Source organism: Aequorivita sublithincola DSM 14238 (genome assembly GCF_000265385.1).
GTDB lineage: Bacteria > Bacteroidota > Bacteroidia > Flavobacteriales > Flavobacteriaceae > Aequorivita > Aequorivita sublithincola.
The window spans coordinates 2,098,110-2,110,352 of record NC_018013.1 but is presented as its reverse complement, the minus strand read 5'-3'; the positions used below and the strand labels follow the sequence as shown (position 1 = coordinate 2,110,352).

The following is a 12,243-nucleotide window of genomic DNA, read 5'->3' as shown; positions in this document are numbered from 1 at the left end:
GTTTTTTGAATAGTTGGTTTGATGATGAAAAAGGGCTCGAGCCGTGCCATATTATTTGCTCGGCCCTTTTTTTATTTTCTAAAAAAAACCCGCATCTTTTGAATGTGGGTTTCTTAAATTATGTGGGGAGTTATAAACATTTACTTTTTAAAAGTATATAAAAACTCACTTCTAAAATTCTATTTATCAAAAGATTAACAATCAAAGAATTGCATTTCTAAAAATGTGCGGTTAATGCCATAACAAAATTTCTTCCCGCACCCGAAACTCCAGAAGCATACGGTCTATAGCGTTGATCTGTTAGGTTATCAATACCACCACTTACATCAAAAGTATCACTAACTTTATAAAGCCCCTTGAAGTTTAGCGTGTACCAAGAAGGTGAGTAAATGTTTCCGTTTTCATCTAGAGCATAAAGTTCTTTTTTAGACTTTTCGCCATCGGGCATATCATCGAAATCACGTTTTCCTTGAAAGGCAAAATTAACTTCCATACTCAACTTTTGGGTCTTGTAATTTAAGCGAGAAATACCAAAAAATGGTGCTGAATGGCGAACTGGGCTTTTTTCTCCATTCTCAAGTTCCTCTTTTCCTTTTTGAAAGTTGAAATCTGTACTAAACCCAAAACCACGAGACAATTTTATTTCGAGGCCAAATTGCACTCCATAAATATTCGCTTCCGCAGAATTTTGTATTGCTTGCACTTTGCTTATTTCGCCTTGGTATAGAATACTATCTTGACCATTTAGTTTAAAATCACGACGCAGCAAAGAATTCTTTAGTTGCGTGTAATATCCGGTTACGTCAATTTTTACAACGTCTCCAAAAACTTTGGCCGCTCCCAAATCTGCATTATAGGCGTATTCAGGCTTTAGGTCTGGATTAGGAACCACAACTTGTCCTGGCGCAGAATCAAACACTTTTCCCACATCATCAACGTTAGGCGCACGGAAAGCAGTTCCTAAATTTGCACTTAAAACCCAAGTATCGGTTGGGCGATAAACACCTCCTAAACTTCCTGTTAATGCTCCGTTGCTCAAACTCGCTTCGGTAAAAGGAAAAGGATAAAACGTTGTATCAAACTCAGAATCCAACAAAATTTGATTATATCTGGCGCCACCGCTAACGGTAAAACGGTCGTTAACCTTGAATTCATCCGTTACATAAGCCGCCAATGATTGCCAAGTACTGTTCGGATATCGCGATGGGCCTGCTTCAGTAATACCTGTAGTAATATCAGTTATTTTACCGGCGGATTTCACGTCATCCAAAACATATTCCAGTCCGTAGAAAACAGTATTTCGTTCACCAGTTGCTTTTATAAAGTCTGTATTTATGGAATACGCATGAACTTCTTCGTCATTAATACTTCTATCAGATTTATTTAAAGAACGATCCATTCGGCTTTCTTCAAAGTATTGATGCGCTAAGCGGATATTCATTTGATCAAAAAGTGAATTGGATTCACTGTAGCCAATGCTCAAGTTGTTCATCATCCAGATTTGTGGGCCGTAGTTCCATTCTGCATAGCGCGCCGTTCCGTTTTTTACACGTTGGTGGCGGTCATAACGCCCATAATCTGAAGTTTCAGAATAGTGAAACCCATATTGGAAGTCCCATTTTTCGTTTGGCTGAAATCTAAATTTCTGCATCATATTAATTTGCGAATAGGCAGTTGGAATCTGTAGTAATCTATCTTCCTGAGTAATTACAACATCCATACTGTCTTGACGCTGCACGTGATAATCCCGAATATAATCCTCCGGGCCGTGGCTTCCTTGACGCAGATTGTCATAATCAAAAGAGCTTATACTAGTTAAAAAACTCCATTTCTTAAAGCCTACATTTACATCCATATGCCCAGTTTTTTCGTTGTTTGCTGAGGAATAACGGAAGTTTGCTTTCCCAGTTATCAACGGATCATCTGTTAGCGAGAATTGTGGTGTTAAAGTTCTAAAACTCATAACGCCCCCAATGGCATCACTACCGTAAATAACAGAACCTGGACCAAATACTACTTCGGTATTCTCAATGGCGAAAGGATCGAGACTGATTACATTCTGAAGGTTTCCGGAGCGGAAAATGGCCGTATTCATACGAACTCCATCTACCGAGTAAAGTAATCTACTAGTAGAAAAGCCACGAATCATTGGGCTTCCACCACCTTGCTGGCTTTTTTGGATAAATACCTTCCCCGAAATTCCTAAAAGATCTGCTGCGGTCTGCGGATTTTGAAGCGCCACTTCCTTAGCCGTAATAGAGATGATTTTAGCAGGAACATCATCGCTGCTCTGTCTCCAGCGCGAGCCAGAAATTACTACTTCATCTAAACTAAAATTGGCGTTTTCAAGGGAAATTGTAAAGCCATCTGCTTCCAATTCAGAATAGCTTTTTATTACTGTTTTGTGACCCAAACTGCGGATTTCGATCTTTTCAACACCTTTAAATGCTGAAATGTCCGCTTGTCCTTTGGAGTTTGTAGTCGCAAACAATTTTGTCCCTGAATTGATAGTTGCCAACTCTACAGGTTCATTGGTTTGTTGCTCTTTAATGGTTATTGTTTGGGCGTAGGAAGTTCCCACAAAAGCCAACAACAACCAAAGCATGAATTTATTTTTCATCTTATGGTTTGATTTTTAAGTTAACGTGTCCCTTAAGAACACAATAGTCCACGTTGCCTTTTGTTATGGCAACGATAATTTAATCTGTTACTTGACTGTTAACTTAGCTTTGGCGGCGGCTTTGGTGGAGATAAGCGAATAGCGTTAAACACATTAACGCACATCACTTCTGGATTTTTAATATCAAAATTTTGCAATGGTGTTGCTTGCCAATCAAACAAATCTGTGCAGAAAAAAGAAGATAAATAATTTTGAAGGCTTAATTGGGCTGTACGTTTAGTATCATCTTGGTTTAACGCATTTGCAACCAGTATTTCCAGTTTTTTATTGAGCTTCGTTTCTTCGTAATCCCACCAACAGCGATAGTATATGGAGTCGCCTTTTACTTCTTTAGAAACAACATCATACATCTGGCCTTCATACTCAAACTCTTTGGAATGTTCCCAACGCAGTTTTGTTTCGGTTTCTTCTTTGGTAAATTTTAGAAGTACTAATTCCTCTTGATCCATTCCTGCAATCATCTTCCATTTTATTTCGCGCCTAATAGCAGATTTTTCAAATTGAAAATAAATGTATATCGTTGCAAGAGGTGCAAATAATAAAAATAATAACGATATGGCGATGATTCTTTTTTTCAACGATAAAATTAAAGAGATTTCAAATTTCGTGAAATTGAGACTATATATTTAGATTTTTTGAGTATTTATTCATAATTCATTTTCTGAACAATAGATTTGCAATGGCCTATCTTATTCCTTCTTTCTAAGAAATAGTTTTTTAAATCCCATAACAACAATCAGACAAAGAAATCCAACTACCAATCCCACGATAAATTCAACAATAATAGAAGGTATTGAAGGCAGAAGATTATGAAAGAAATCTAAATTATGCACAAAAATTCCGCCGGCTACTAAAAGCAAGGCGATTGTACCAATAACGGTCAAGCTCTTAATCACAATTGGTAACGCTTTGACTAGAAGAAGCCCAAAGGATCTTTTGAGACTTTTTTCCTTTTTACTGCTTTTTATAAGCTTGTAACCCGCTTCATCCATCCTTACAATTAGTGCTACAATACCATAAACCCCAACGGTAGCAATGATTGCGATTATACTTACAACTATTATTTGCGATACGAGCGGTTGGCCAACAACGCTTCCTAACGCTATAATTACAATTTCTACGGAAAGAATAAAATCTGTTACAATTGCGGCTTTTACGCGTTCTTTTTCAATCGCCAATATTTCAGTTTCAGTGAGACCTTCGGCTACTAATGATTCTGTGAAATGTGCGTGAGGGAAAAAGAATTCATATATTTTTTCGGCTCCTTCATACGCTAAATACAAACCTCCCAGCACTAAAATTATAATTACGCCAGTGGGCCAAAAAGCGCTTAATAAGAAAGCGATTGGTAATATTATTAGCTTATTCAAAAAAGAACCTTTCGTAATGGCCCAAAGAACAGGAATTTCTCTTTTAGAAGCAAAACCCGAAGCCTTTTCAGCATTTACAGCCAAATCATCTCCTAAAATTCCAGCCGTTTTCTTTGCTGCAACCTTGCTCATCATTGCTACATCATCCAGCAGTACAGCTATGTCGTCCAATATTGCAAAAAATCCTGATGCCATACGTTTTGTTTATTTTAAAGAATCGCAAAAATAGAGAAGCTGTAAGAAACTATTTCATCCAAAAGACACTTTAATTGATTCCTTTTTCAAAAGACTCCTTTTTTATTTGAATGAAATTTCATTAATTAAAAAATACGCACCATATTCATCAGATTTCCTCTTTATCTAACCTCTTCTATACTGGGAAATTTTGCAGGAGTAAGCAATAAAATAACAAGCGTTACCAATCCAGCAATTACCATCCCCAAATAAACATTGTGGGTGGCAGCAAAAAAAGATTCCCGTAAATATAAACTAACATCTGAAACAGACTTATGCGATTGTAAAACCTCAACTACTTTATTCACACTCGGAAGTTCCGACTGAAGCCTTGCAGGCGCATTCTCCATACTATCCGTAAGCGACGAATTGAAAACCGCCGCAAAAACAGCTGCGCCAATACTTTGTCCAAAATAACGAGAAAACATACTAGTTCCTGTAACCACTCCTCTTTGTCCCCATTCCACTGTGGATTGTATGCCGACCAACAACGGAGTGGTAATTAATCCAAACCCAGCTCCCAAAGTCATCTGTACAGCGACCAAATACCACACAGGTCCAGGAAATGGCAGAAATAAGAAACTTGCTGCTCCAATTATTACTATTATAATCCCACAAATAGCTGTATTCCGAAACCCGATGCGAAGGTATAAATTACCTGATAAGGCAGAGGAAAGCGGCCAAGTAATGCTCATACTCGCCAAAATAAAACCTGCCGCAATAGCGCCGACTCCTGTAACCGATTGCGCAAAAACAGGTAAGAACATATTCGGTCCCATGGTCATAATCCCCATTCCAATGGTGGCCAGATTTGCGCCCAAAATAACCCGCTTCTTCCAAACCCATCGCGGTAAAATTGGTTCTGCAGACTTGCGTTCTATACGAATAGTTATCATAATTAAAACCACCGAAAGCGCAATAATTCCCAATGTGTTTAATGAAAACCACGGCCACGATTGACCTCCTTGAAGCAAACCAAACATGATAACTGTTCCCGTAACCAACATGGCTACGGCTCCTGCCCAATCAATTTTATGCCCTTTATGCGATTTGTTTTCGTGCAGAAAAAGTACAATCAACGCTATTGCCCCAAGACCAATAGGGATGTTTATTAAAAAAATCCACCGCCAAGAGGCGTAATCTGCCAAAGCCCCTCCAACAGCCGGTCCCATAATCGCCGAAATACCCCAAACACTTGATAGCCATCCTTGAATCTTTGCGCGTTCCTTGATAGTATAAATATCGCCAGCAACAGTGTTTACGGTAGCCATAATAGCTCCTGCACCAACAGCTTGAAGTCCTCTAAAGAAAATTAAAGAGTGCATATTCCAAGCCCCCGCGCAAGCCGCGGAACCTATCAAAAAGATAATTATTCCAATTATTAAAATTGGCTTTCGTCCATAAATATCTGCCAATTTTCCATAAACAGGAATGGTAATGGTTTGAATAAGTAAATAAATTGAAAACAACCAACTGAAAAGAGAGAAACCACCAAGATCGCCAACTATCTGCGGAATTGCTGTGGCAACAATCGTGTTGTCCATCGCAGCCAGCATCATTGTAATCATAAGCGCGAACAACACCCAATTTCGGCGCATTTCTTTCACTGGTTTTTCTTGCATTATTAACTTTTCTAATTATATATAACTTTTATGCCCTAAAAGTAACTTTCATTTTCTGTTCTATCACATCCCGCAACTATCGGATCGAGGACTACACCCTACAGTTGATTGATCTTGTTCCCTTCCGTTTATAAAAAACAATTTGCTAAAAACCACTTTGTCTTTAATCATCATTATCTACACTTTTCAAAAAGTCTATAACTTTCTTATTAACAGTGTCTGCCTGATCTATAGATAAAAAATGACCCGCATTATAAACAATTTCAGCTTTTCCTTTCGCTATTTCATTTTTAGCCAATCGGATGGATTTTTCATTGTTTATCATATCGTTATCACCAATCAATAGAAATACTGGCATTTTTAAGCTTTGGAAATCTTTCTTCGAAAATGGAGTCATCTGCATCATAAACTTCGGAAGCGAATCATTCTTTACGCCAACCTTATACTGCTTTAAATAACTTTTGTCAATATTACCCGCATTGCTAGATAGCGTCGCTAAACTACTTTTCATTTGTTCTTCTTCAGAAGAGAAAGCACTGATAATATTCTTTAGTAAGTTCCTGCTGGGCCGAATCCAAGTAAAGGTTTGCGCAGGGCTTAACAACACAATGCTTTTTATATTATTTTGATGTCTTAAAGCGATATCCATTGCCAACCATCCGCCACGTGAAGCTCCTAATAAATGGAACGAATCTAATTTTAAAGCCCACAATACTTCTTGAAACCACGAAGTGATATCTTCAATATTATTGAAGTCGGAGGTTTTATAAGATTTTCCTGGTTCTGTGAGTAAATCAATTGCAAAGATACGGTAGTCCTTAGCCAAGGCTTTCGCATTTGGATACCACATGGTGGAACTAGCATTCATTCCGTGAAGCAGAACTAATGGAGGCGCATTTCTACCACCACTCACAATTACGTGTGCTATTCCGTGGGAAGTGGTGATGTATAACTCCTCATAATCTACGTCCCATTGCTTAAGGGTTTCGTCATACGCATCAAAATATGTCTTGTGTTTCCCAGTTGCATTAGTAATATAATCAGGCTTTTTTGTGTATTTCTTATATTCGTTTTTACAACTAACAAAGAAGACCAAAACAGCCGCTAAACTCAGTATTTTAAAATAGTTCAATTGTAAAATTTAGAGCGCAAATTTACATGATTAATAATCCTAAATAAACAAATTAAGGGATTCGGATTTACTTCAAATACTAATTGTTTCTGAAAAAAAAGAGTTAAATCCTTAAAAATGAATTCCCCAATATATCTTTGCACCCTAAAATTTTTTGATGAAATATCCCCAATTTCTATTCTTCGCATGCTTTATAATGCTTTGTTCACATGTGGTTGCCCAAAGCGTGACGAAATACCCAACACTGGCGGAAGCTTGGCAGTTGGATTCCACTTCACGTTCTAAACAGGTTGAATTTAGACTTTTACCTTATAAGCCTGTCTATATATTGTTTGCGAATTATACTACCAATGTTAATCATTCTCCAGCAAGCAGCAATGAAAACAATGTTGTTGAGGAACCCATTCCATACAACAATGTGGAGTTAGCATTTCAAATAAGTTTTAAAACAAAAATCCTTCATAATATCCTAGGTGAAAAGTTGGGTGGCGATGTTTGGGGAGCCTATACTCAAAGTTCGCGTTGGCAAATTTATAACAACACACTTTCCAGACCTTTTCGGGAAACTAATTACCAACCTGAAGCCTTTTTACTTTTTGGCACTCCTTATAATATTGGAAATTTTAAAGGTGTTTTTACAGGTTTCGGATTAAACCATCAAAGCAATGGTCGTTCAAACCCACTGAGTAGAAGTTGGAACCGTATTATTTTTCAAGCTGGTTGGGAAGTGAATAATGTGCAAATTGTTCTGAAACCGTGGATACGGCTACCAGAAGCGGAAAAGAATGACGACAATCCAGACATTAATGATTTTATGGGCCGGGCAGAATTAGATCTTAGCTATGCCTTCGGAAAACACGATTTTCAATTAGTTACGCGGCACTCTCTTCGTGATGGAGATAAAAGTCACGGAAGCGCAAGACTGGATTACAGTTACCGTTTCATAAAAAACTTAAAAATCCACGCGCAAGTTTTTACAGGATATGGAGAAAGCTTAATTGATTATAACCACAACCAAACTACTGTTGGCGTAGGTATTTCGTTGTATTAAAAAGGATTTTTAAAGAATTTCCAGCACTAAGGAAATTTTTATCAATTCAGCAGCTTTACTTATGCTCAATTTACTGTAAATATTTCGGCGGTGCGTTTGTACGGTATGTGGCGAAATAAAAAGCATTTCTGCCAATTCATTATTGCTATGTCCATCGGCAAAAAGTTTTATTAACTTTTTTTCCATTTTGGTAAGTGATTGAAATTGTTGCCATTTTATAGGGTTTTGATGAATCGCCCCAAAAACCGAATTAAACATTTTATCAATCATTCCCATTTCTTCCGTAAATACAGATAAGTTGAAATAAAGGTTCTCATCTAGCAATAACTTACTGGAATACACATATTTTTTCACCTTGTTTACTTGCAGGTATTGAATATAATTGCAAACCGCATGGCCATCATTAATCTTTGCAAAAATTTTCGCTTTTTCCACGGCACTTTTTAAGAGCGTGTTGCAAGAAATTTCGGGAAGATAGCTTCCACCTAACTCAACAAGCTTTTCAAGTTCTGGGCCCTTTTGCAATAATTTTTCATTTGCGTAAATGATGTCGAGATTGTCCTTGCGGTTTGTATGCACTATATACGGAATATACTGAACCACTTCATTAAAAAGTTCTGGATTTTCTGTATACAGATTCCGCATTTTATAAGCAAAATGCTGAATTTTAAAAACTTTTTCCTGTTGGGTGTGAGACGTCATTCCTTCAAAATACTTGGTTCGCAATCTTAGCAATCGCTTTATTAAATTCGGTAGGCTGTTCCAAACTTGGAAAATGTCCGCAATTTTCTATGCTAATAAACGTACAAGATTCCCCGCATTGCTCACATAGTTTTTTTAGATAATTATGGTTTACAGTTGGATCCTGATTGCCGCTAATAATAAACTTTTTAATATTAAGTGATACAAATAATGCAGCTTCATCAACCAGATTATCATTCATCAAATCAAAAGCAATCGCGTTTCTCACTTTGGGATGGGTGTTTTTAAAATCTACCGTAATTTGCTCCGCGTGGGCAACGTTATGTACGGCCAGTTTTGCTGCCTCTGCAATTTCTACATCGGTTGGGTTTTCGGTAAAGAAGGTTTGCAAAGCTGGAACCACCACAAAAGCTTCCTCAAAGTTGATGGGTTTTTTTACGGGAGGCGTTCCAAAAATTACCAATCCCTTAAGACGTTTTATTTTTGGCGCTATCTCTAAAGCCAAATGGCCGCCCATACTATTGCCAACCAATAAGATTTCATCATCAATTTTCTCGATGAATGAAATTAATTGTTGCTGATAGCTTTTTGCTGAAAAATCAGGTTCTCCCTTAAAGTCATTTCGACTGGTTCCATGTCCAGGAAGATCTACCGCTATTTTAGTATTTTTTATTTCGGAATAAGTAAGCGTTTCTTTAAATATTTTTGAAGAAGAGGAATTACCGTGAATAAAAATAATGGTGCCAAATGCGGTTCCAGCCACTTTAGTATGCTTCATGTGAGGAGATTATACTTATTACAAGACTTTCGTTATCGGAAAATATTTTTTTTAAATATAACCTTTTTAAGATAAACACCAAAAATTAACTCTTTTCTTAAATAATCCAACCCTCCTTCTTATAAAAAATTTAATAATTAATATTTTCAAGAAGAACATATCAAAGTGTGTATTTCCAAATTAGAATAACCCGTTGTGCATTTTGACTCTTATTACCCATAAAAGAACAAAATCTTCATTTTTTGCCTCGATCCTAAAGGAAGAAATGAAGATTTTGACGATAATCCCTTTAGGGTTTGGGTAATTTTGTCAAAATCTGATCAAAATGCACAACGGGTCAGAATAATAAAAAACCACATACCCAAAACTATTGGATATGTGGTTTCTTAAAAATACAGCTTTTAAAAAAGCTGTAAAATTATTTAGCCAAAGTCAACTCATCAATAATGTGACTCGCTCCTGCATATTTATCAATCAAAAATAATACATAACGTATGTCAACATTGATAGTTCTTTGCAATTGGTCATCAAAAATAACATCACCCGCCATTGCTTCAATGTTACCATCAAAAGCCAAACCAATCAACTCTCCTTTTCCGTTTAATACTGGGGAACCTGAGTTTCCGCCAGTAATGTCATTATCGGTCAAGAAATTTACTGGAAGGTAACCATCCTTATCTGCATACTGTCCAAAATCTTTTTTCTCATAAAGATCAATTAGTTGTTTCGGCATGTCAAATTCAGCATCGCCAGGCTGGTATTTTGCAACGGTTCCTTTTAGCGTTGTGTAATAATTTTTGGTTGCATCATTGCGTTTGTCTGCTGGTAAAGAAATCACTTTTCCGTAGGTTAAACGAAGCGTACTGTTTGCATCTGGATAATACTTTTCATCTGGATTTTGAAGTCGCATACCTTGAACTAGCAATCTGTAAGCGTGTTCAAAATTATCTGCCATCTGCTTTTCTTCATCAGATTTGTAACGGTAACGCGTCAACAAATCGTTTGAAAGTTGAAACAATGGATCGTTATTCAACACCTCAACATCTGGATTTGCTAAAAAGGCCTCCAACTTTTCTTTAGATTCAAAAATGCTGTTCTTAAAAGCAGCATCCATATAGGTATTCCAGCCAGTATCGGTTTTATTATTTTCAACCGCAGCTGCGGCTACCATAGGTGCAGGATTTTCCGCTTTGGTGGAGTAAAGTTTAAATTGGGCAGCCAGAATAGCTTTTTCAGCTGGCGCATAAAGTCCTTCGTATAAATCATTAATATCCGAATCCAGCTTAGGTTTTAACTCAGCTTGTTTCGCTTCGTTCTGCTCTAAATAATAGGCTATTGAATTTCCTAAACGATATGGCAAGGTTGCCATTCTAGTGCGAATTAGAAGACTCAAATAATTGTTATGACGGCTTATTTCATTCGTCTTAGCATAATAATTATTGATTACAGGAATTACGTCCGCATACTTTTCATTGCCTTTTTTGGAAGCCCATTTCTGAAAAGCCTTTTCGTCTTTACGTTTGCTTTCAGCAGTTTTGTGTTGCTTCAATGCATCAATCATTCCTTGGCGGTTTTTCCAATAGTTTGCAATTCCTGCATAACTTGAAGCATAGTCAAGTTTTACTTGTTGGTCTTTGTCCATAAAAGTCTTCATCACATCCATAGACGTTTTTGAAGCCTCAACCCACGCTGGATAAGCATATTCTACGTTTTGGGCAATTCCACCAGCAGGCATCCATCGGTTGGTTCTTCCCGGATAGCCCAAAATCATTGCGAAATCATTTTCCTCAAAACCTTTAAGACTTGTAGTTAAGTGTTGTTTTGGTTTCAAAGGCACATTACTTTCAGAATATTCAGCAGGATTTCCGTCCTTGTCTGCATACACTCTAAAAAGCGAAAAATCGCCAGTATGTCTTGGCCATTCCCAGTTGTCTGTATCGCCACCAAATTTTCCAATGCTTGCAGGAGGCGTTCCTACCAAACGAACATCGTTGTAATCTTGGTAAACAAAGTAGTAGAATTCATTCCCCTGAAAAAAAGATTTCACGGAAACTGTAAACTTTCCACCTTCGTTGTTTTCTGCTTCAATCTTCGCAATCTCTTTGTTTATGGTTGCTTCGCGATCTGCTTCGGTCATATTATCATTCACCAAAGCCAATATACGTTTTGAAACGTCATCCATTCTTACGAAAAAACGAACCGATAAACTTTTAGGTTTTAGTTCTTCGGAATTGTTCGCAGCCCAAAATCCGTTTGTTAAGTAATCATTTTCAGCAGTAGAAAGCTCGGCAATCTGTCCATAACCACAGTGATGGTTGGTAAGAACCAAACCACTGTCTGAAATCATTTCCGCAGTACATCCGCGATTAAACTGCACAATGGCATCTTTAAGACTGGATTGGTTAACACTGTAAATTTCTTCGGGCGTAAGTTGAAGGCCCATTTTTTGCATATCACGGTAGTTTAAGCGCTCAATGTGCATTAAAAACCACATACCTTCATTGGCCTGAACAGGCAAAACAAAAGCAGCTACAATAAGGGAAAGAATAAGTTTTTTCATTAGTTAAAGGGAGTTTTTATTAATATCAATTCTATAATAAGCACTAGAAAGTGCTTAAAAATTACAGAACGGTAAATATAGACGGATTCACCTTTCTTCTAGCTTCCCCCGTTC

The 12,243-nt window shown here is 37.3% G+C and carries 9 protein-coding genes; 1 reads left to right on the top strand and 8 read right to left on the bottom strand.

Annotation, left to right across the window (positions count from 1 at the left end; genetic code table 11):
* Positions 1-217: 217 nt before the first annotated feature.
* The 5 genes from AEQSU_RS09715 to AEQSU_RS09695 all read right to left on the bottom strand — a co-directional run bounded on the left by AEQSU_RS09715 (position 218) and on the right by AEQSU_RS09695 (position 7,038).
* Positions 218-2,620, bottom strand: coding sequence for a TonB-dependent receptor (locus AEQSU_RS09715; protein WP_042491868.1), 2,403 nt, complete (start codon positions 2,618-2,620; stop codon positions 218-220).
* Positions 2,621-2,718: 98 nt separating this feature from the next.
* Positions 2,719-3,258, bottom strand: coding sequence for a hypothetical protein (locus AEQSU_RS09710; RefSeq protein WP_014782688.1), 540 nt, complete (start codon positions 3,256-3,258; stop codon positions 2,719-2,721).
* A gap of 111 nt (positions 3,259-3,369) precedes the next feature.
* On the bottom strand, positions 3,370-4,245 hold the full coding sequence (locus AEQSU_RS09705; RefSeq protein ID WP_014782687.1) for a DUF808 family protein: 876 nt from the start codon (positions 4,243-4,245) through the stop codon (positions 3,370-3,372).
* A 161-nt stretch (positions 4,246-4,406) separates the two neighbouring features.
* The gene (locus tag AEQSU_RS09700; RefSeq protein WP_014782686.1) at positions 4,407-5,906 is read right to left on the bottom strand and encodes an MFS transporter; all 1,500 of its coding nucleotides are present in this window, start codon (positions 5,904-5,906) and stop codon (positions 4,407-4,409) included.
* Between the two features lie 163 nt (positions 5,907-6,069).
* The gene (locus tag AEQSU_RS09695; protein WP_014782685.1) at positions 6,070-7,038 is read right to left on the bottom strand and encodes an alpha/beta fold hydrolase; all 969 of its coding nucleotides are present in this window, start codon (positions 7,036-7,038) and stop codon (positions 6,070-6,072) included.
* A gap of 157 nt (positions 7,039-7,195) precedes the next feature.
* On the opposite strand from AEQSU_RS09695, the gene AEQSU_RS09690 reads away from it, so the two are divergent.
* Complete coding sequence (locus AEQSU_RS09690) at positions 7,196-8,089, top strand: phospholipase A (protein WP_014782684.1); 894 nt, start codon at positions 7,196-7,198, stop codon at positions 8,087-8,089.
* Positions 8,090-8,098: 9 nt separating this feature from the next.
* Here the strand turns inward: AEQSU_RS09690 and AEQSU_RS16830 are convergent, their stop codons facing one another.
* The 3 genes from AEQSU_RS16830 to AEQSU_RS09675 form a co-directional block, all read right to left on the bottom strand.
* Complete coding sequence (locus tag AEQSU_RS16830; RefSeq protein ID WP_157429271.1) at positions 8,099-8,791, bottom strand: response regulator transcription factor; 693 nt, start codon at positions 8,789-8,791, stop codon at positions 8,099-8,101.
* A gap of 4 nt (positions 8,792-8,795) precedes the next feature.
* Positions 8,796-9,569, bottom strand: coding sequence for an alpha/beta fold hydrolase (locus tag AEQSU_RS09680; protein WP_014782682.1), 774 nt, complete (start codon positions 9,567-9,569; stop codon positions 8,796-8,798).
* Between the two features lie 418 nt (positions 9,570-9,987).
* Positions 9,988-12,129, bottom strand: coding sequence for a S46 family peptidase (locus AEQSU_RS09675; protein WP_014782681.1), 2,142 nt, complete (start codon positions 12,127-12,129; stop codon positions 9,988-9,990).
* Positions 12,130-12,243 lie beyond the last annotated feature (114 nt).

Coding starts and splice junctions, on each gene's coding strand:
- AEQSU_RS09715 (WP_042491868.1), bottom strand. CDS start 2,620: ATGAAAAATAAATTCATGCTTTGGTTGTTGTTGGCTTTTGTGGGAACT.
- AEQSU_RS09705 (WP_014782687.1), bottom strand. CDS start 4,245: ATGGCATCAGGATTTTTTGCAATATTGGACGACATAGCTGTACTGCTG.
- AEQSU_RS09700 (WP_014782686.1), bottom strand. CDS start 5,906: ATGCAAGAAAAACCAGTGAAAGAAATGCGCCGAAATTGGGTGTTGTTC.
- AEQSU_RS09690 (WP_014782684.1), top strand. CDS start 7,196: ATGAAATATCCCCAATTTCTATTCTTCGCATGCTTTATAATGCTTTGT.
- AEQSU_RS16830 (WP_157429271.1), bottom strand. CDS start 8,791: ATGACGTCTCACACCCAACAGGAAAAAGTTTTTAAAATTCAGCATTTT.
- AEQSU_RS09680 (WP_014782682.1), bottom strand. CDS start 9,569: ATGAAGCATACTAAAGTGGCTGGAACCGCATTTGGCACCATTATTTTT.
- AEQSU_RS09675 (WP_014782681.1), bottom strand. CDS start 12,129: ATGAAAAAACTTATTCTTTCCCTTATTGTAGCTGCTTTTGTTTTGCCT.